This window comes from Luteibacter sp. NPDC031894 (assembly GCF_050273135.1).
In the GTDB taxonomy this organism is placed as follows: Bacteria; Pseudomonadota; Gammaproteobacteria; order Xanthomonadales; family Rhodanobacteraceae; genus Luteibacter.
This window is the reverse complement of the sequence record NZ_JBNNMV010000001.1, coordinates 307,266-325,810: the sequence shown is the minus strand read 5'-3', so window position 1 is coordinate 325,810 and position 18,545 is coordinate 307,266. Positions and strand designations below refer to the sequence as shown.

Genomic DNA, 18,545 nt, shown 5'->3' with positions numbered 1-18,545 from the left:
GCAGCCAGTGCTGGAAATTTGTATTTTACCTAAGCGAAGGCCCGCTAGCTATTGGCACCTGAATGGATCCGCTCCCGGCAGCGTCCGGGGCTTCTATGGGAGCCGCCATAGCGGCTCCTACGGCGCCTTTCGGTACCATGGAGGCATGAGCACATCCCCCATCCCCGCCCGTCTCCAGGCGCTTCGCGCCGCCATGGCCCGTGAAGGCGTCGCCGCCGTCGTCGTGCCTTCGGCCGATCCGCACCTCTCCGAGTACCTGCCGCCGCGCTGGCAGGCCCGGGAATGGTTTTCCGGCTTCACCGGCTCCGCCGGCACCCTCGTGGTGACCGCCACGGGAGGCGGCCTATGGACCGATTCGCGGTATTTCTCGCAGGCCGAGGCCGAACTGGCGGGCACCGGACTCCCCCTGATGAAGCTGAACGTGGCGCACACGCCCGAGCATGTCGCGTGGCTGGCCGACCAACTTGCCGACGGCGACGTGGTGGCTGTCGCGGGCGACAGCCTCTCTGTCGCGGGAGCGGAAGGGCTCGCCCGGCGCCTCCAGGAGGCTGGCGCGACCTTGCGCACGGACGTCGATGTGCCGGCCATGGCCTGGGCCGACCGCCCGGCGCGTCCGGCTTCGCCCCTGTTTCCCCACCAGGCACCGTTCGCCCCCGTCGAGCGCGCCGACAAGCTTCGCCACGTGCGCAACGCGATGCGCCGCGCCGGCGCCTCGCATCACGTGCTCTCCAGCCTCGACGACATCGCGTGGCTGACCAACCTTCGGGGTGCGGATGTCGACTACAACCCCGTCTTCCTGGCGCACATGCTGGTGGCCGAGGCGTCGGCCACCCTTTTCGTCGACGGCGCCAAGGTGCCCGCCGACGTGAAGGCCGCGCTGGCAGCCGACGGCATCTCCCTGGCCGACTACGCCACCGCGGGCGCGGCCATTGCCGCCCTCCCGGACGACGCCGTGCTGATGTACGACGCGGGCCGGGTCGTCGTGGCCCTGCTCGAAGGGCTCCCAGCGCCGGTGCGGCAAGTCCGGGCACCGAATCCTTCCACCGCGCTCAAGGCGCGCAAGACGCCGGAGGAACTGGACCACGTGCGGGACGTCATGCGCCGCGATGGCGCCGCGCTGGTCCGGGCGTTCCGCCGTATAGAAACGGGACTGGCCGCCGGCGAGCCGTTGACCGAACTGGATGTGGACACGATCGTGCGCGACGCGCGAGCCGCGCAGTCCGGCTTCGTCGGCGAAAGCTTCTCCACCATCGCCGGCTACGAGGCCAACGGCGCCCTGCCCCACTACCGCGCCACCGAAGCCGGCTTCAGCCCCTTGGCGGCAAAGGGGCTGCTGCTGGTGGACTCCGGCGGCCAATACCTCGGCGGCACCACCGACATCACCCGCGTACTGGCCCTCGGGCCGGTGACCGACGAGCAGCGCCGGGACTCCACCCTCGTGCTGAAAGGCATGATCGCGCTGTCCCGTGCCCGCTTCCCCAAGGGAGCCAGTGGCCCGCAGCTCGACGCGCTGGCCCGGGCGCCCCTCTGGGCCGCGGGCATGGACTTCGGCCATGGCACCGGCCACGGCGTGGGTTATTTCCTCAATGTGCACGAAGGCCCGCATGGCATTCGGCCCCCGGTAGCCGGCGGCGCGCTGGTGCCGCTCGAGACGGGAATGATCACGTCGATCGAGCCTGGTTTGTACAAGCCGGGCCGCTACGGCATCCGCCACGAGAACCTGGCGGTGGTGACCCAGGCCGACAGCACGGAGTTCGGCGAATTCTTCGCCTTCGAGACCCTCACGCTCTGTCCGTTCGACCGCCGGGGCCTCGAGCCGCGCCTGCTCGAGCCCTCGGAGCGCGCCTGGCTGGACGATTACCACGCCACGGTGCGCGCCGCCCTCTCGCCATTACTGGAAGGGGCGGACCGCGCGTGGCTCGAATCGCACTGCGCTCCGTTGTGAGGACTCCGCCCTGTAGGAGCCGCCATGGCGGCGAGAGCATGACCTCGCCGCTGTAGCGGCTCCTACGCCATACCGCTCGTCTCAGCGCGTGACATCGTTCCGGGCGAGACTTGACCGCTCCTCACGCCTCACTCCATCCTGCCCGGCTACGAACGAGCAACACATCCGATGAATACTCGCTACAACGCCTCAGACATCGAAGTCCTCAGCGGCCTTGACCCGGTCAAGCGCCGCCCCGGCATGTACACGGATACCTCGCGGCCGAACCACCTGGCGCAGGAAGTCATCGACAACTCCGTCGACGAGGCCCTGGCGGGACACGCGAAGACCATCGAAGTCACCGTCTTCAACGACGGCTCGGTGGAAGTCACCGATGACGGCCGCGGGATGCCGGTGGATATCCATCCGGAAGAGAAGGTGCCGGGCGTCGAACTGATCCTCACCCGGCTGCACGCGGGCGGCAAGTTCTCGAACAAGAATTACGCGTTCTCCGGCGGCCTGCACGGCGTGGGCGTGTCGGTGGTCAATGCGCTGTCCACGCGCGTGGATGTCACCATCCGCCGCGACGGCCAGGAATACCGCATGGGCTTCGCCAACGGCGACCGTGCGAGCGAACTGGAAGTGATCGGCAGCGTGCCGAAGAAGAAGACCGGCACCACGCTGCGCTTCTGGCCTGACCCGACATACTTCGACACGCCCAAGATCCTCGTCTCGAAGCTCAAGCACCTGCTCCGGGCCAAGGCCGTGCTTTGCGCCGGGCTCACCGTGCGCCTCATGGAAGAAGGCGGCGAAACCACCGAGTGGTACTTCGAGGACGGCCTGCCCGACTACCTGCGCGGCGAACTACAGGGTGCCGAGGCCCTCCCCGCCGAATTGTTCGTGAAGCACTTCGCACGCGACACCGACGCGCTGGACGTCGCCCTCGCCTGGTTGCCGGAAGGCGATCTGGTCCAGGAAAGCTACGTCAACCTGATCCCGACCGCGCAGGGCGGCACGCACGTGAACGGCCTGCGTTCCGGCCTCACCAATGCCATCCGCGAGTTCTGCGACCTGCGCAACCTGCTTCCCCGTGGCGTGAAGCTGGCGCCGGAGGACGTGTGGGAACGGCTCGCCTTCGTCCTCAGCGTGAAGCTGCAGGATGCACAGTTCGCCGGCCAGACGAAGGAGCGCCTGTCTTCGCGCAACGCCGCCGGTGTCGTCGAGGGCGTGGTGCACGATGCTTTCAGCCTGTGGCTCAACCAGCACGTGGACATCGGCGAGAAGATCGCCCAGCTCGCCATCGAGCGCGCCAGCGCGCGCCTCAAGGCGGCGAAGCAGGTCGTGCGCAAGAAGATCACCCAAGGCCCCGCGCTCCCCGGCAAGCTGGCCGACTGCGCAGCCACCGACCTCACGCGTACCGAACTGTTCCTCGTCGAAGGCGACTCCGCGGGCGGCTCGGCCAAGCAGGCCCGCGACAAGGACTTCCAGGCGATCCTTCCACTGCGCGGCAAGATCCTCAACACGTGGGAAGTGGAGTCCGGCGCGGTGCTCGCCTCGCAGGAAGTGCACGACCTCGCGGTGGCGATCGGGTGCGACCCGGGCAAGGATGACCTCTCCGGGCTGCGCTACGGCAAGGTCGTGATCCTCGCCGACGCCGATTCCGACGGCCTGCATATCGCCACCCTGCTCTCCGCCCTCTTCCTTCGCCACTTCCCCGCGCTGGTGCGCGAGGGCCACGTCTTCGTGGCCATGCCGCCGCTGTTCCGCGTGGACGTGGGCAAGCAGGTGTTCTACTGCCTCGACGAGGAAGAGAAGCGCCTCATGCTCGAGAAGGTCGAGCGCGAAAAGATGAAGGGCGCCGTGAGCGTCACCCGCTTCAAGGGCCTGGGCGAGATGAACCCGGCGCAGCTGCGCGAATCCACGATCCATCCGGACACGCGCCGCCTCGTACAGCTCACGGTAGAGGCCGACGACGGCACGCAGAAGCTCATGGACATGCTGCTGGCGAAGAAGCGCGCGGGCGACCGCAAGCAGTGGCTCGAGGACAAGGGCGACCTGGCTACGCTGGAGGTCTGATGTAGGAGCCGCCATAGCGGCGAGGGGTACGCTCGCCGCTTCAGAGGTGCTTCATTGCCAGATCGCTTGGTCAGCCACGTTATAAGTGAATGTCGCCCGAGCCGACCCGATGGTAGGCGTCCAGCGAATGATTGGCACCCATCGTCCCGCCATTTTCTTGAAATCCTGCTGATCCAGACGTGCGCTGGCCAATCCATTCGCGTTAGTACGATAGAAGAAGGCCTCAATCGGCATCCGTGCATAAGTCGTCTGCGGCCATGCCGCGAGGATGATTTCATTGTGCGTAATGAAGGTCTTGATTTGACGCACTTTAACCATCTGCATCCACGCGAACGCGGTCGACGGAATCCCCTGAGTTACTTCAAAGGCGCATTGATCGCGGCCACCGGCGAACCGGGCCACCCATTGCTCCGCCGTCGTGACGCCGAGCTTCCGGCAAACCGGTGGGATACCCGTGGAATTACAACGATCCGGGGCCCCCGTGCCAGCGTCATTAGCGTACGCGCAGCGCACTTTCAGCAGTTCATAATTGCCGTCGTCGGCATAAAAGTGGGGATAAATGACGAAGCCGTTGCCACTTGGATAGTTGACATTGAAGTTTGAATCCTGCCGAAGCCAAGAGAACGAAACGCCCCAAGGGGCCGAGGCAGGGTTGGGAATCCACGAATGGTATCCCGCTGAGTACTTCGTCGACCTCATCAGAATCCCCGAGCAGAGAAACGCGGGCCGCGTCGGCGAGCCGCAGTCGCTCATCGTCTCGTCAAAACGTTTCTGAAGATGGCGCGCCACAGTTTCACCGCTCTCGAAAGGAGATGCTTGAACCGCCGGGACAATGGCACCGCCGGCCACGAGAATCATGACGAGCAGCAAGGCGAGCATTACTCGCGTGGGACGGCCATCCATAGCGCCACCTCCATCCTTGGATCGTGTATGCCACCGTCAGCGTCCCTCTACAGTCGCCGGCCGTCAATCATCCATCTGTCGTAGGAGTGGTACTGAAAATCCGGCAAGAGAAACAAAAAAAAGTCCGGCAAGTTCACAAACCGGACCTTTCTTCTATCCCCGCTACGGCTCAGCGGCGGTCGCGAATTGCCGTGATGAGACTGCGCGTGGCGCCGTCAAATTGGTCAAGGTCACCAGCACTTCTGTCGTTGGCGAGCGACGGGTAGATCTGCTTGGCGATGACCTTGCCGAGTTCCACGCCCCACTGGTCGAACGCGTTGATGCCCCAGAGGTGGCCGAGCAGGAACACCTTGTGCTCGTACAGTGCGATGAGCGCGCCCAACGAGTGCGGCGTGAGCGAGTCGAGCATGAACACCGTGCTCGGTCGGTCGCCCTTGAAGGTGCGCTGCGCGGCGAGCGCACGACGCTCGGCCTCGCTACCGGTCTTCGCTTCGGCCAGTGCTTCGTCGAAGGTCTTGCCCAGCGAGAGCGCCGCCGCCTGCGCGAGCAGGTTCGACAGCAGCACGTCGTGGTTCTCGCGCAGCGGGTGCGCCGGTTTCACCAGGCCGATGAACTCCAGCGGCACGGTGTCGGTGCCCTGGTGCAGCGCCTGGAAGTAGGCGTGCTGCGCGTTCGTGCCGATGCTGCCCCACACCACGGGCACCGTCGGCTGCCGCACTTCGCTGCCATCGTCCGGATGCACGTGCTTGCCCAGGCTCTCCATTTCCAACTGCTGCAAGTACGACGGCAGGTCGGCGAGGGAGTCCACGTACGGCACCACCGCCCGGCTGCTGCGGCCGAGCACGTTGCGGTTCCAGAGTTCGGCGATGGCGAGGAGCACCGGCAGGTTGTCCTGCCACTCCGCGGTACGGAAATGATCGTCGGCCTCGGCGGCGCCGGCGAGCAGTTCGCGGAAGCCCTTCATGCCGATGGAAAACGCGATCGACGCGCCCACCGCCGACCAGAGAGAGAAGCGGCCGCCCACGTAATCCCACATCGGGAGCACCTGCGACGCGCCCCACTTCTGCACCGCCTCGACGTTGGAGCTCACGGCGATGAAATGCTTCGCGGTCTTCTTCTCGTCGCCGCCGTTGGCTTTCAGGATCCAGTTGCGGAAAACACCGCCGTTGAGCAGCGTTTCCTGCGTGTTGAAGCTCTTCGACACCAGGATGACCAGCGTATGCGCCGGGTCCAGGTTGTTCATCAGGTCCGTCGCGGCCTGGCCGTCGACGTTCGTGAGGAAGTGGCTGGTGATGCCCTTCACGTGGAACTGTTCCAGCGCATGCACGGCGAGGCGAGGACCGAGGTCCGAACCGCCGATGCCGATGTTGACGACGTCGGTGACCCTGCCGATCAGGCCGACCGATTCGCCCTCACCCTTGTGCACGGCATTGACGATGGTCTCCATCTGGTCCAGCGCATCGGCGACGTCCTTGCGAACCTCGGCCGGCGCCGCCGGATGTCGCGACGCACCACCGCGAAGGGCGGTATGCAGGACGGCGCGGTCCTCGGACGTGTTGATGTGCTTGCCCTCGAACATCGCATCGCGCGCGGCCTTCCAGCCGGTGCCCTCGATGTAGGCACCGACGGCGTCCAGCGCCGCGACGTCGAGTTTCTGCCGGGATACGTCGAGGAGGATGGGACCCATGCGCTTGCGCAGGCGTTCGCCGCGGGCGTCGTCCTGCACGAGTTGGCGCAGATGGGTCCCGGCAAGGCGGGAGGCGTGCTCCTCGAACGAGGGCAACGGTGCGTGCTTTGATTCCATGGCTTCCACTTGGCTGCAACGGAGAGGAAGCGACGATCTTACCGCAGTGCAGCGTAAGTGGATTGTATGGATGCCGCGCGCGGCGGCAGGCGGATCAGGCCGCCTGCTTCGGGATCGAGTGGTTGGTGTGCGTGATGCGGTTGTCCGCGTCCACGTAGACGAGGTCCGGCTGGTACTTCGCCAGTTCCGCCTCGGAGAGGCCCACGAAGGCCGCGATGATCACGAGGTCGCCGGTGGAGACGCGACGAGCCGCGCTGCCGTTCACCGAGATGATGCCCGAGCCCTCTTCCGCGCGCAGCGCGTAGGTCACGAAGCGTTCGCCGTTGCTGATGTTCCAGGCGTGGATCTGTTCGTACTCGCGAATGCCGGCGGCGTCGAGCAGGTTGCCGTCGATGGCGATCGACCCTTCGTAGTTCAGCTCGGCGTGAGTCACCGTGGCCCGGTGGATCTTGCACTTGAGCATGTTGAGGTGCATGGCGGTCTCTGGGGATGGGGTTATTGCAAAACGCCCATTCTAACGGAGGGTTGCCCTTCCGTCGCGTGGGCTTCCTCTGTCGGTGCGGTTTATGGGGGACGACGCGTGGAAACGCAAGTCCCCGTTCGTGAAGGGATTCAGTCGAACGGCAGGTTGTCGATCAGGCGGGTGCTGCCCAGGCGAGCCGCCACCAGGGCGACCAGGCCCTCCCGCTCGTCCGCGCCGGGTTCGCCGAGGTCTTCCGCCCGGCGGATGGCGACATAGTCAGGGAGGAAACCGCCCCGCTCCAGGCGCGCCCGGGCCGCCGTCTCCAAGGCCTGCCACGCGTGGCCCTGGCGGAAGAGATCGCGCATCTGCTGGAGAGTGGCGTGGATCATGGGCGCCCTCGCCCGTTCCTGCGCGGACAGGTACTGGTTCCGTGAACTCATGGCCAGGCCGTCCTCGTCGCGCAGGGTGGGTGCGGCCATGACCTTCAACGGCAGCGACAGGTCGCGGACCATGCGCTCGATCACCTTGAGCTGCTGGAAATCCTTCTGGCCGAACACGGCCAGGTCCGGCTGGACCAGGCTGAACAGCTTTGCGACGACGGTGGCGACGCCATCGAAGTGGCCGGGACGGTGCGCCCCTTCCAGCGTGTCCGTGATCACGGGGACGTGGATGCTCACGCTGGCGGCAGGGCCGAACGGATACATCGTGGACACGTCTGGAGCGAAAAGGATGTCGCAGCCGGCCTCGGCCAGGCCGGCCTGGTCCTGGGCGAGGGTCCGCGGATAACGTTCGAAGTCCTCGCCGGGGCCGAATTGGGTCGGATTGACGAAAACGCTGGCGACCACCCGATCGGCCCGTGCCCGCGCCAGCTTCAGCAGCGAATGGTGCCCGGCGTGCAGGTTGCCCATGGTCGGCACGAAGCCGACAGTCTGGCCGGCGGTGCGCCAACCCCGGATCGCGGCACGAAGTGCGGCGGCGTCGGTGACGGTCTGCATGGTGGTGTCCTCAGGTAAAGCTGTGCTCGGTACCGGGGAAGCGCTTCTCGCGCACGTCTCCGGCATAGGCGGCGATGGCGGCCTGGATGGAATCGCGACCGGCGAGGAAGTCCTTGGAGAAGCGCGGCCGCTTGCCCGGCGTCAGGCCGAGGAGGTCGTAGACCACCAGCACCTGTCCGTCGCAATCGATGCCGGCGCCAATGCCGATCGTGGGGATGGAAAGCTCGGCGGTGATGCGAGCCGCCAGGGCTGCCGGGACGCATTCGAGCACGAGCAGGTCGGCGCCCGCCGCTTCGACGGCTTTGGCATCGGCGAGCAGGCGCGCGGCGGCCTCCTCGGTCTTCCCCTGCACCTTGTAACCACCGAAGCGGTTCACCGACTGTGGGGTAAGGCCAAGATGGGCACACACGGGAATGTCCCGCTCCGCGAGCGCCGCGATCACCTCGCAGATGCGACCCGCGCCCTCGATCTTCACCATGGCCGCTCCGCCTTGGGCAACGAGCCGCATCGCGGCCTCCATCGCCGAAGGCACGTCACGATCGCTCATGAACGGAAGATCGGCCACCAGCAAGGTCGCCGACAGCCCTCGGGACACCGCCGCCGTGTGGTAGACCATGTCGTCGACCGTGACCGGCAGCGTGCTCGCGCGGCCTTGCACCACCATGCCCAGGGAATCGCCGACCAAGGCCACATCGACCCCGGCGGCTTCCAGTTGCGCGGCGAAACTCGCGTCGTAGGCGGTGAGCATCACGATCTTCCGACCTTCGGCTTTCATCGCCTTCAGGCCCGGCACGGTCACCGGCTTACGCGCCGGCGCACTCGTATTTTCGACGTACACGCTCTGTCGCCTCATGGGTAGAAACGGGAATTGTCCGCCTACGGCGGCGGTATCTCAAGGAACCCACGGTGCGGGGCGCAACCTGGCCTCCCAATCGGTCTTGTCGAGGCTCATGTCCGCTTCCGACGGTGCGATGCGTGCAAACACCTCCGGCGTGGCGGCTCGCAGGGCGAAACAGAGGCCCGCGTAGCGTTCATACTCCTCGAGCGTGCGCCGTTTGCCGAGCCAGGCCACTGGATGCGGTGGCCCATGCATGCCCAAGGCGGCTTCCGCCGCGGCGACCGCACGCCGCCCAAGTTGCGCCCCGTCGAGGGCGGTTTCGCCACGGGCTAGCGCATTCGACTGGTCTTCCCAGACCTTTGGCATGCCTTTCCGGCCGTAGTGATGCCACAGGACATGGCGATGCGGATGGAACAGGTCGTAACCGTGCGTGTAAGCCCTGATGGTGAGCGTGATTTCCTCGGTGTTGAAATAGTGGTCGGGATCGGCGGGCACGTCGCGGACGAAGCGTCCGTCGGCAAAGGCGAAGCCGCCACTGAAGAACCGGGCACGGACCGGCCTCGCGCGACCCGGAGGAGCGTTGATGGGCGTGGAACACGTGCGCACGACGCCAAGTCCGCCGTAACTCGCGAAATCGATCTGGTAGCCATCGTTGCATTCCGCCGGCACGGGCCGGCCCGGCTCATAAGCGGGCGGATGCGCGACGAGCACGGGGCGTGGGTGGCGAATCGAGCGAAGGCCCTCGAGCATCGCGATCAGCCGCACGTCCCAATAACGAACGAAGCGATGGTGCGAATCCAGTTGCAGCGTGTAGTCCTCACCCCTGAATGCACGCTGGGCCATCGCCCTTGCCCAGCCGCACCCACGGGACTCGCCCATGGCGTAGTCGAAGACCTCGACGCGAGCGCCGCAACGGGAAAGACTGTGGATCAGGCGGCCACTGGAGACGCTGCTTGTGACGGTGAAGCCAGCGGCGGCGAACGCGTCAGGCGTTTCGCCTTCGTCGTGCTGCCAGCACACGCTCACATGCAGGCATTCGGGATGCCCGGCCTGGTCCACCAGGTCCACGAGGGTGGGTATGAGTTCGGGATCCCGGTACGCCGGAATCTGCACGAAGATCGTCTTTGCCGACTCGTCCATGAGCTGTTCCTGATGCGCCGTCCTGGCGCTATGTCGATGCTACCCCCGGGTCGGAGCGCTAGGAAAGGACTTCGCAGCCCTGCGCGCCAAGCGTTTCCAGCAAGTTCGCCACCGTGCCCCGCCCCCGAATGACATAGCCGGGGTCCAGATCGGCGAGCGGCAGCAAGACAAAGGCACGTTCCGCGATGCGCGGGTGCGGGAGGTCCAACCGCTCGTCATGGATCACCGCATCGCCGTGCACGAGCAAATCCAGGTCCAGCGTTCGCGGCCCCCAGCGCTCACCATCGCGCACGCGCCCGAAGGCGCGTTCGGTATCGAGGAGCACATCGAGCAAGGCATGGGGATCGAGCGTGGTGTCGACGGCGATCACGGCGTTGAGGAAATCCGGCTGCGCGACCGGACCCCAGGGCGGGGTGCGGTACAAGCGCGAGCGCCCCACCAGGGCAACGCCCGGATGGCCGGCGAGTCGATCGATGGCGGCCCCCAGGGTCTGCCGCACGTTACCGAGGTTGCCACCCAGCCCGATGAAGGCGCGCGCGATCACGCGCCGCCCGAATCGCCCTTGCCACGTCCCACGGGCTTGCGTCGGCGGCGACGCTTGCGCAACGGTGCGCCCGCGGCTGCCGACGGCTCGTGCGGCGGCACCCCGCCGCCGCCCAAGGCAGCCGCCAGCATCTCGGGGGGCAACTGTTGCGCGTGGGCCCACCATTCGCCCAGTTCGCGCATGCGCGGCGACTCGTGTGCGCGCAGCAGCAGGAAATCGAACGCCGCGCGGAACCGCGGATGCGACATCAGCCGGAACACGCGCTTCCGATGGATCTGCTCGAAACGCGGCTGCAATGCCCAGATCTCTTCCATGGTGAAGGTGAAGCGGCGCGGTATGGCCACGCGCTGGCACTGCTCGCCCACCACGTGGACGGCCGCGCGCTGCCAGGCCTCGTTGTCGTCATGTCCCTGGGCGATCCAGCCCTGCGCCTGGTCGCGCACCTCACCCCAGAGGAGGACGGCATAGAGGAAGGCCGGCGTCACCGATTTGCCTTCCGCGATGCGCGCATCGGTGTTGGCCAGGCCCTGCTCGACCAGCGCCCTCAGCGCATGGTCGCCGCGCTCGAGAGCGCGAGCCGTTGCCGGGAACAGGAATTTGAGCAGGCCGCAGGCCTCGAGCATCTTGAAGCTCTTGAGGCCGTGGCCGGCAAGGAACAGCTTCAGCGACTCGTCGAACAGGCGGGCGGGTGCGGCTTCGCCCAGCAGATGGCCCAGCGTGGCGAACGGTGCGCCGGCTGCCGGGTCGATGGTGAAGTCGAGCTTGGCGGCGAGCCGTGCGGCGCGCAGCATGCGCACCGGGTCCTCGCGGTAGCGCTGCTCGGGATCGCCGATGAGTCGCATGCTGCGGTCTTCGAGGTCGCGCATGCCACCCACGTAGTCGCGGACGCTGAAGTCGGCGATATCGTAGTAAAGCGCATTGACCCGGAAGTCGCGGCGTATCGCGTCTTCCTCGATGGTGCCCCAGATGTTGTCGCGGACGATCCGGCCGTCGACGATATGGCGGTCGCCCTCCCCGCCCTCTTCGCCGGTGCCACGGAAGGTGGCCACCTCGATGATCTCCGGACCGAAGACCACATGGGCCAGACGGAAGCGGCGGCCGATCAGGCGGCAGTTGCGGAAAAGGCCCTTCACTTCGTCCGGCGTGGCGTCGGTCGCGACGTCGAAGTCCTTCGGGTGCCCGCCCAGCAACAGGTCGCGCACGGCTCCGCCGACGAGGTACGCGGCAAAGCCTGCGTCGTGCAGGCGATACAGCACACGCAATGCGGCCTTGCTGATGTTCTTGCGGGAGATGGAGTGCTGATCGCGCGGGATAATGCGCAGTACCGGCGGAACGTCACTCCTGGTATCGGGATTCAAGCGGTCGAAGTCCTGGCGGGCGCCCCAGCGCCCATACACGTGGCTGCCCCCACCGTCTGCCGGTTGGGATGAATGAGCCAAATGTAACGAATTCGGCCCGGTTCGACGAGCGGCGGGAAAACCATTGCCGCTTTGTCCAATTAGGCTATACTAGCGCGCTTCGTACTTCCGGTACGACCCGCTCCCTTCGTCTAGTGGTCCAGGACACCGCCCTCTCAAGGCGGGAACACGAGTTCGAACCTCGTAGGGAGCGCCACTTTCCTTCCGGCATCGAAGCGTTCGCATGACCTTTGTCGTTACCGACAACTGCATCAAGTGCAAGTACACGGACTGTGTCGAGGTCTGCCCGGTCGATGCCTTCCATGAAGGCCCGAACTTCCTGGTGATCAATCCGGACGAGTGCATCGACTGCACCCTCTGCGAGCCGGAGTGCCCGATCAACGCCATCTACCCCGAGGACGACGTCCCCGCCGGGCAGGAGGCATTCGTCGCGCTCAATGCCGACCTCTCGAAAGAGTGGCCGGTGATCACCGAGCGCAAGGACGGCCTCCCCGACGCCAAGGAATGGGAAGGCAAGCCGGGCAAGCTGGACCTGCTCCAGCGCTGACGTTTCCCCGCCGCGCGTGGCCGGCGGTAAAACCATCCTCACCCGACGCAAAAAAAAACGCCGCCCGAAGGCGGCGCTCTTGGACGTCCGGGCGGCTTACTTGCTACCCATGCGTGACTTCAACGCGTCGATGACGCGGCGGACGCCATCGGCATCGCCCTGGGCACGCACTTCGCTGCCGGTGCCGCTGGACGTAACGGCGAGTACCACGCTGTGCGTAGTGCCCGCTGCCGAGGCCGGAGCGTCCTGGGAATCCTGACCGGCGTCCTTGCCGCCACCGAACATGCGGCGGAAGAATCCTGGGCGGCCTTCCGGCTTACCGCGGTTCACGGCGATCTGGTAGGTGTGCGACGCGTCGTCATGCGACGTGACCTTGCCCACGTCGCCGACGCTCAGTAGTTCGCCGATGCGGCGGTAAGCGGCATCCGCGTCGTCGGTGAGGATGAAGCCGTCCGAGACCGGTGCGGCGGACTGACCGGAGGCGGCACCGGGAGCGCCGGAACCGACGTCCGGGATCACGAGGGCAGCACTGGTCGATGGCGTATCGAGGCCGGGCGGAATCTCAAGCGGAGCTTCCTGCTGGGCCCTTTGCCAATCCTTCTTGGAGCGGAACGCGCCGCAACCGGAGACGACCAGGACGGAGAGGAGCAGTGCCGGGACGACCAGCGCGTACGAGGTTTTCTTCATGAACTTTGGGTTCCGTTGGGAGTTGCTTCAGGCGGCAGACGCCAATGGTGCCAGAGCCGCGAGTGTTTCGCGCAGTCGTGCCAGCGCCGGACCGGGCTCCAGTTCCACCAGCGGCAGCCGCGGTGCGGCCGAACCGAGTCCCAGGGCGGCCAGGCCGGCCTTGACGGGAATCGGGTTCGGGGCGCAGTTCAGGGCCTCGACCAGCGGGGCCAGCTGCGCCGCGGCCTGCGCGGTCCGCCCGGCATCGCCCGTACGGGCGGTGTCGCAGAGGGCGCGGAAGGCCTCGGGCACGAGATTGGCCACGACGGAGATGGTCCCCGCGGCGCCAGCCAGCATCGCCTCGTGGGCCGAGCCGTCGTCGCCGCTCAGGTAGACGAAATCGGCGCGGATAAGTTCCGCGATGGCGCGAATGCGCTCGGCATCGCCGCGAGCCTCCTTGATGCCAATGATGGCTGGGTGGTCGCGAAGCGCCGCCACGGTTTCCGGGGCGATGTCGCAACCCGTACGCGGCGGCACGTTGTAAAGGATCACCGGGAGGCCACCCTCGTCCGCGACCGCGAGGAAATGGCGGCGCAGGCCCTCCTGGGTGGGGCGCACGTAGAAAGGCGCGACGACCAGCGCCGCATCGGCGCCGAGGGCCTTCGCGCGACGCGTGGCGGCGATGGTCTTCGCCGTGCCCGCCTCGCCCGTGCCGGCGATGACGGGAATACGACCGTCCACGTACTTCACCGCGAAGGCGAGCAGGCGATCGTACTCGTCGTGTTCCAGGAAGTGCGATTCACCCGTCGAGCCGGCCACGACCACCGCCTGCGTGCCGCCTGCCAGCTGCTGGCCGAGCAACCGCCCGAAAGAGGCCAGATCGAGGGAACCGTCGGCGGCGAAAGGAGTCGCCAGCGCGGTGATGCTTCCTGAGATATCCAAGGTGAAACCCGTTGTGTCATCAGCCCTTCGCATGTTACCGGGGCCGTTCGGGCGCGTCCATTCGGCGGCAGCGGCCGACCGGAAGCCTCCGCGTCTTGCTAGCGTGCGACGCGGCCAAGTAAGCTGGCCCCAAAGCGTTGGTTCCGCGCCCCGCGGGACGCGCCATGGGTAATTTAGGCCTTGAATCGTTCCGCAGCACGCAACGGCGCCACCGATAACCAGCTCCTCATTTCGACGCTGTCGCCGGCGCACCGCGCGCCGATCCTGGCGCTGGCCAAGCGGATCGCCGACTCCGGCTGCAACCTTGCCGACGCCCGTGTCTCGACGATCGGCAACGACACCTCGGTCATGCTCCTCGCCGTCGGCGCCTGGGACGCCGTCGCCAAGCTGGAGACTTCACTAGGCAAGCTGGGCCGCGACGAAGAACTCCAGATCGTCCATTACCGCACGACGCCGCGCGAACCCACGGCGCACCTGTTGCCGTACCTGGTTGAGGTGATCGCCGCCGACCGCCCCGGCATCCTGGTGAAGATCATTGAATTCTTCTCCCGCCGGGACATCAGCGTGGAGCAGCTTTCGTCCATGCGTTACCAGGCGATGCAGACCGGCGCGGAAATGTTCCAGGCGCAGATCACGATCGGCATACCCGCCGAGACCCACATCGCGGCGCTGCGCGACGATTTCCTCGAACTGTGCGATGGCCTCAACCTCGACGCCATCATGGATCCCGTGAAATTCTGAACCACGAGGAGCGACAGACGTACGCATGACCGGCAAGGGCAAGAAGCTACCGAAACTCGAAGGCACGCTCGGCGACGGCACCACGCTGTCCCTGTCTTCGCTCCAGGGCCAGTGGGTCGTCGTGTTCTTCTATCCCAAGGACAACACGCCGGGTTGCACGAACGAGGCGAAGGATTTTCGCGACCTCTACAAGGCCTTCCGCGCCCGCAACGCCGAAGTCGTCGGCGTATCCCGCGATTCGGTGCGCTCGCACGCGAACTTCGCGACGAAGCACGAACTGCCCTTTCCCCTCGTCTCCGACGCCGACGAAGCCTGGTGCAAGGCCTTCGACGTCATCCACGAGAAGGTGCTCTACGGCAAGCGCTACATGGGCGTCGTCCGTAGCACCTTCCTGATCGATCCCAGCGGCCGCCTGGCCGCGGAATGGCGCGGCATCAAGATCGCCGGCCACGCGCAGGCCGTCCTAGAGAGTGTCCCCTCCGCGTGACGCTTACCGCATCACGCGGTTTACTCCCCCGGCCGTCGCCGTGCGGCCGGCATCCGCAACCTCCGCATGAGGTCACTTCCGCATGACCGGAAGCAAGCGCATCTACGCCCTCGACACCAACGTGCTCCTGCACGACCCGACGGCCCTGTTCCGCTTCGAGGAACACGACGTCTTCATCCCGATGACGGTGCTGGAGGAACTGGACGAAAAGAAGAAAGGCGGGTCGGAAGTTTCACGCAACGGCCGGCAGGTCAGCCGGTTCCTCAACGAACTGATCGAACGCGGCAACGGGCACGGCATCCGCGACGGGCTCGAGCTCATCAACCCGCAGGGCGTCAACCTGAAGCGGGGCGCGGTGGGTCGGCTCTTCTTCCAGCAGCGCACGACGAACGGCAACGGCAAGGCGGACAACCAGATCCTCGCGTCGGTCGTCGACCTTCGCGACCAGTTCCCTGACCGCCCGGTCATCCTCGTCACCAAGGACATCAACCTCCGGATCAAGGCGTCGATCTACGGCATCACCGCGGAAGATTACGAGAACGATCGCGCCCTCGACGATTTCGCCCTGCTCTTCACGGGTTCCGACGAACTGCCGGAGGATTTCTGGAGCAGGCATCCGGAGCTGCGTTCGTGGAACGAGCGAGGCCGCACGTTCTACGAAGTGGACATGCGCGACGACGAGCTCTGGTATGCGAATGAATGCCTGTACATGCCGGGCGAGAACGATGTCGAACTGCGCGTGCTCGAGATCCACGGCGACGAGGACGCGCGTAAGGCGAAGCTCGTGCTGCTCGACGACCATAGCCACGCGGCGCACGGTGTCTGGGGTATCGCCGCCCGCAACCGCGAACAGAACTTCGCCCTGAACCTGCTGATGGACCCCGAGGTGGATTTCGTCACCCTCCTGGGTACCGCCGGCACGGGCAAGACCCTGCTGGCGCTGGCAGCGGGCCTGGCGCAGGTGATGGACCAGCAGCGCTACCGCGAAATCATCATGACCCGCGCCACTGTGTCCGTGGGCGAGGACATCGGCTTCCTGCCCGGCACGGAGGAAGAGAAGATGACGCCCTGGATGGGCGCATTGACCGATAACCTCGAAGTGCTGGCCAATCCGGAGGAAGGCGGGTCATGGGGTCGCCAGGCCACGAACGACCTGCTCGCGTCGCGCGTGAAGATCCGCTCCCTCAACTTCATGCGAGGGCGCACGTTCCTGAGCCGCTACCTCATCATCGACGAAGCGCAGAACCTCACTCCCAAGCAGATGAAGACCCTGATCACCCGCGCCGGCCCCGGCACGAAGATCGTCTGCCTGGGTAACGTGGAGCAGATCGACACGCCGTACCTGACGGAAACGACGTCCGGCCTCACCTACGCGGTGGACCGGTTCAAGATGTGGGCGCACTCGGGCCACATCACGCTGAAGCGCGGCGAACGGTCCAGGTTGGCGGACTTCGCTTCGGAAGCGTTGTAGTCGGAAGCAGGGCGCGGGCACGATGCCCGCGCCCTCGTCGACTGCCCAGGTGCCCGGCCGGTGGGCCCGGAGTATCCTATGCGCGTTGATACAGGCCGCTCGCGGCCGCAGGTATCGTCCGTCCCCCTCGAGTCCACCGCATGAATTTCCTCGGGCCCCGCTTCATCGTCCTGTACGTGCTGATCCTGTTCACGCTTTGCGTGCTGCTGGTGCACCTGCGTGGCCGCTCGCGCCTGCGCTTCGACCGCCAGCTGGTCGACCATTCGGCCCTCTTCGCGCCGTACAACCTCCTGATGTACGCCTTCTCGGCCGTACCCGCCCGGCCGATCCTCGACCGAGGTGGATTTCCCCAGCTCGATCTCCTGCAAGCGAACTGGCAGGCGATTCGTGAGGAAGCGCTTCACCTTTTCGACGAGGGATTCATCCGCTCGGCCGAAAAACACAATGACGCGTCGTTCAATTCCTTCTTCAAGCAAGGCTGGAAGCGCTTTTACCTGAAGTGGTACGGCGAGCCGCTCGCCTCCGCCGAGGCGCTCTGCCCGGAAACGGTGAAGTTGCTCAACGCCATCCCCAGCGTGAAGGCCGCGATGTTCGCGCTGCTCCCGCCGGGCAGCAAGCTCAATCCCCACCGCGACCCGTTCGCGGGCTCGCTGCGCTACCACCTGGGCCTGATCACGCCGAACTCCGACGAGTGCAGGATCTTCGTCGACGGCGAGATGCACGCCTGGCGCGACGGCAAGGACGTCGTCTTCGACGAGACTTACGTGCACTGGGCCGAGAACCGCACGGACCAGACGCGCGTCATCCTGTTCGCCGACGTGGAGCGTCCGCTGAAGAGCGGCCTGATGACGGCGATCAACAAGCGCGTGGGCGCGTTCATGGGCTCCATCACCGCCTCGCCGAACAGCGACGACGGCAAGGAACAGGTGGGCTTCGTCAATCGCATGTTCGCGCTCAACCAGCGCGGCCGCGAGCGCACGCGCCGCTTCAAGAAGTCGAATCCGAAGCTGTTCCGCGTGCTGAAGTACATCGGCATCGTGGTGATGATCTGGCTCATCTTCCTCGCGCCGTATCCCTTCTTTCGCTGACATGTAGGGCAGCGATTCAGGCTCTCGGCAAGGAGTCGTCCATGAAGCGCGTCGCGTTCCTCCTGGGTATCGTCGTCACCACATACGCCGCCTCGGCAGCACAGCCTGCTGCCGACATGAAAACCATGGTCCAGCGTCTCGTCGACGACACGACGGTCGACGCCGCCAGCGAAGCGCGGGCCTTCGACCGGATGCTCAACCTCGGCCGCGCCGGTGTTCCCTACCTCATCGCGCATCTCGGTGACGGCCGCCGCCTCCCCGAGCAATCGATGTGGGTCCGTCGACCCGGCTTCGCCGACCGCCAGTACACGCCCTGGTACGTGCACGACGGCCTCGAGTTCGTCCTGAAGGAGCTCACGGGCTTCACCGTGGGTCCGCAGAACGGCCACCTGTTGAAGGGACAGCGGGAGCAGAACACGCGCAAGTGGGTAGCGTGGTGCGTCGGTCGCTATCCCGCGCAGGCCGATATCTGCCGCTCTGGGATGGCGCGATAGGCAA

18 protein-coding genes and 1 tRNA gene are annotated in these 18,545 nt (G+C 66.1%); 9 read left to right on the top strand and 10 right to left on the bottom strand.

Annotated elements, in window-relative coordinates; genetic code table 11:
* The first annotated feature begins 145 nt into the window (after positions 1 to 145).
* Together ACQKIE_RS01635 and parE are read left to right on the top strand one after the other, a co-directional pair.
* A complete protein-coding gene (locus tag ACQKIE_RS01635; RefSeq protein WP_427455141.1) occupies positions 146 to 1,945 on the top strand; it encodes an aminopeptidase P family protein in 1,800 nt (599 codons plus the stop codon).
* Between the two features lie 168 nt (positions 1,946 to 2,113).
* Complete coding sequence (gene parE, locus ACQKIE_RS01630) at positions 2,114 to 4,000, top strand: DNA topoisomerase IV subunit B (protein WP_427455139.1); 1,887 nt, start codon at positions 2,114 to 2,116, stop codon at positions 3,998 to 4,000.
* 51 nt (positions 4,001 to 4,051) lie between these two features.
* On the opposite strand, the gene ACQKIE_RS01625 is transcribed toward parE, so the two are convergent.
* From ACQKIE_RS01625 to pcnB, 8 genes are all read right to left on the bottom strand, one after another.
* Positions 4,052 to 4,879 carry a hypothetical protein gene (locus ACQKIE_RS01625; RefSeq protein WP_427455137.1) on the bottom strand — a complete coding sequence of 276 codons (828 nt, stop codon included), beginning with the start codon at positions 4,877 to 4,879 and terminating at the stop codon, positions 4,052 to 4,054.
* 193 nt (positions 4,880 to 5,072) lie between these two features.
* On the bottom strand, positions 5,073 to 6,707 hold the full coding sequence (gene pgi, locus ACQKIE_RS01620) for a glucose-6-phosphate isomerase (RefSeq protein WP_427455135.1): 1,635 nt from the start codon (positions 6,705 to 6,707) through the stop codon (positions 5,073 to 5,075).
* A gap of 94 nt (positions 6,708 to 6,801) precedes the next feature.
* Positions 6,802 to 7,182, bottom strand: a complete 381-nt coding sequence (gene panD / locus ACQKIE_RS01615) for an aspartate 1-decarboxylase (RefSeq protein ID WP_427455133.1) — start codon at positions 7,180 to 7,182, stop codon at positions 6,802 to 6,804.
* A gap of 137 nt (positions 7,183 to 7,319) precedes the next feature.
* Positions 7,320 to 8,165: a pantoate--beta-alanine ligase gene (gene panC / locus ACQKIE_RS01610; RefSeq protein WP_427455131.1), complete on the bottom strand. Its 846-nt coding sequence runs from the start codon at positions 8,163 to 8,165 to the stop codon at positions 7,320 to 7,322.
* Between the two features lie 10 nt (positions 8,166 to 8,175).
* Positions 8,176 to 9,018: a 3-methyl-2-oxobutanoate hydroxymethyltransferase gene (gene panB / locus ACQKIE_RS01605; RefSeq protein ID WP_427455129.1), complete on the bottom strand. Its 843-nt coding sequence runs from the start codon at positions 9,016 to 9,018 to the stop codon at positions 8,176 to 8,178.
* 39 nt (positions 9,019 to 9,057) lie between these two features.
* The gene (locus ACQKIE_RS01600; RefSeq protein ID WP_427455127.1) at positions 9,058 to 10,143 is read right to left on the bottom strand and encodes a GlcNAc-transferase family protein; all 1,086 of its coding nucleotides are present in this window, start codon (positions 10,141 to 10,143) and stop codon (positions 9,058 to 9,060) included.
* A 58-nt stretch (positions 10,144 to 10,201) separates the two neighbouring features.
* Complete coding sequence (gene folK, locus ACQKIE_RS01595) at positions 10,202 to 10,684, bottom strand: 2-amino-4-hydroxy-6-hydroxymethyldihydropteridine diphosphokinase (RefSeq protein ID WP_427456764.1); 483 nt, start codon at positions 10,682 to 10,684, stop codon at positions 10,202 to 10,204.
* Positions 10,684 to 12,045, bottom strand: a complete 1,362-nt coding sequence (pcnB, locus tag ACQKIE_RS01590) for a polynucleotide adenylyltransferase PcnB (protein ID WP_427455125.1) — start codon at positions 12,043 to 12,045, stop codon at positions 10,684 to 10,686. The genes folK and pcnB overlap by 1 nt, the downstream gene beginning before the upstream one ends.
* Positions 12,046 to 12,225: 180 nt before the next feature.
* On the opposite strand from pcnB, the gene ACQKIE_RS01585 reads away from it, so the two are divergent.
* Together ACQKIE_RS01585 and fdxA are read left to right on the top strand one after the other, a co-directional pair.
* Positions 12,226 to 12,301 (top strand) — tRNA-Glu (locus ACQKIE_RS01585).
* 27 nt (positions 12,302 to 12,328) lie between these two features.
* Positions 12,329 to 12,652 carry a ferredoxin FdxA gene (gene fdxA, locus ACQKIE_RS01580; RefSeq protein ID WP_427455123.1) on the top strand — a complete coding sequence of 108 codons (324 nt, stop codon included), beginning with the start codon at positions 12,329 to 12,331 and terminating at the stop codon, positions 12,650 to 12,652.
* 96 nt (positions 12,653 to 12,748) lie between these two features.
* Here the strand turns inward: fdxA and ACQKIE_RS01575 are convergent, their stop codons facing one another.
* Positions 12,749 to 13,339: a hypothetical protein gene (locus tag ACQKIE_RS01575; RefSeq protein ID WP_427455121.1), complete on the bottom strand. Its 591-nt coding sequence runs from the start codon at positions 13,337 to 13,339 to the stop codon at positions 12,749 to 12,751.
* Positions 13,340 to 13,366: 27 nt separating this feature from the next.
* Positions 13,367 to 14,260, bottom strand: a complete 894-nt coding sequence (gene dapA, locus ACQKIE_RS01570) for a 4-hydroxy-tetrahydrodipicolinate synthase (protein WP_427455119.1) — start codon at positions 14,258 to 14,260, stop codon at positions 13,367 to 13,369.
* Between the two features lie 180 nt (positions 14,261 to 14,440).
* Between dapA and ACQKIE_RS01565 the strand changes: the two genes are divergently transcribed.
* From ACQKIE_RS01565 to ACQKIE_RS01545, 5 genes are all read left to right on the top strand, one after another.
* A complete protein-coding gene (locus tag ACQKIE_RS01565) occupies positions 14,441 to 15,001 on the top strand; it encodes a glycine cleavage system protein R (RefSeq protein WP_427455118.1) in 561 nt (186 codons plus the stop codon).
* A 25-nt stretch (positions 15,002 to 15,026) separates the two neighbouring features.
* Positions 15,027 to 15,488 (top strand): peroxiredoxin, encoded by a 462-nt coding sequence (locus ACQKIE_RS01560; RefSeq protein ID WP_427455117.1) that lies wholly within the window; start codon positions 15,027 to 15,029, stop codon positions 15,486 to 15,488.
* A gap of 82 nt (positions 15,489 to 15,570) precedes the next feature.
* Complete coding sequence (locus ACQKIE_RS01555) at positions 15,571 to 16,959, top strand: PhoH family protein (RefSeq protein WP_427455116.1); 1,389 nt, start codon at positions 15,571 to 15,573, stop codon at positions 16,957 to 16,959.
* A 164-nt stretch (positions 16,960 to 17,123) separates the two neighbouring features.
* Positions 17,124 to 18,047, top strand: a complete 924-nt coding sequence (locus tag ACQKIE_RS01550; protein ID WP_427456762.1) for an aspartyl/asparaginyl beta-hydroxylase domain-containing protein — start codon at positions 17,124 to 17,126, stop codon at positions 18,045 to 18,047.
* Positions 18,048 to 18,088: 41 nt separating this feature from the next.
* Complete coding sequence (locus ACQKIE_RS01545) at positions 18,089 to 18,541, top strand: hypothetical protein (RefSeq protein WP_427455115.1); 453 nt, start codon at positions 18,089 to 18,091, stop codon at positions 18,539 to 18,541.
* Positions 18,542 to 18,545: the final 4 nt, after the last annotated feature.

Coding starts and splice junctions, on each gene's coding strand:
- ACQKIE_RS01635 (WP_427455141.1), top strand. CDS start 146: ATGAGCACATCCCCCATCCCCGCCCGTCTCCAGGCGCTTCGCGCCGCC.
- parE (WP_427455139.1), top strand. CDS start 2,114: ATGAATACTCGCTACAACGCCTCAGACATCGAAGTCCTCAGCGGCCTT.
- ACQKIE_RS01625 (WP_427455137.1), bottom strand. CDS start 4,879: ATGCTCGCCTTGCTGCTCGTCATGATTCTCGTGGCCGGCGGTGCCATT.
- pgi (WP_427455135.1), bottom strand. CDS start 6,707: ATGGAATCAAAGCACGCACCGTTGCCCTCGTTCGAGGAGCACGCCTCC.
- panD (WP_427455133.1), bottom strand. CDS start 7,182: ATGCACCTCAACATGCTCAAGTGCAAGATCCACCGGGCCACGGTGACT.
- panC (WP_427455131.1), bottom strand. CDS start 8,165: ATGCAGACCGTCACCGACGCCGCCGCACTTCGTGCCGCGATCCGGGGT.
- panB (WP_427455129.1), bottom strand. CDS start 9,018: ATGAGGCGACAGAGCGTGTACGTCGAAAATACGAGTGCGCCGGCGCGT.
- ACQKIE_RS01600 (WP_427455127.1), bottom strand. CDS start 10,143: ATGGACGAGTCGGCAAAGACGATCTTCGTGCAGATTCCGGCGTACCGG.
- fdxA (WP_427455123.1), top strand. CDS start 12,329: ATGACCTTTGTCGTTACCGACAACTGCATCAAGTGCAAGTACACGGAC.
- ACQKIE_RS01575 (WP_427455121.1), bottom strand. CDS start 13,339: ATGAAGAAAACCTCGTACGCGCTGGTCGTCCCGGCACTGCTCCTCTCC.
- ACQKIE_RS01560 (WP_427455117.1), top strand. CDS start 15,027: ATGACCGGCAAGGGCAAGAAGCTACCGAAACTCGAAGGCACGCTCGGC.
- ACQKIE_RS01555 (WP_427455116.1), top strand. CDS start 15,571: ATGACCGGAAGCAAGCGCATCTACGCCCTCGACACCAACGTGCTCCTG.
- ACQKIE_RS01545 (WP_427455115.1), top strand. CDS start 18,089: ATGAAGCGCGTCGCGTTCCTCCTGGGTATCGTCGTCACCACATACGCC.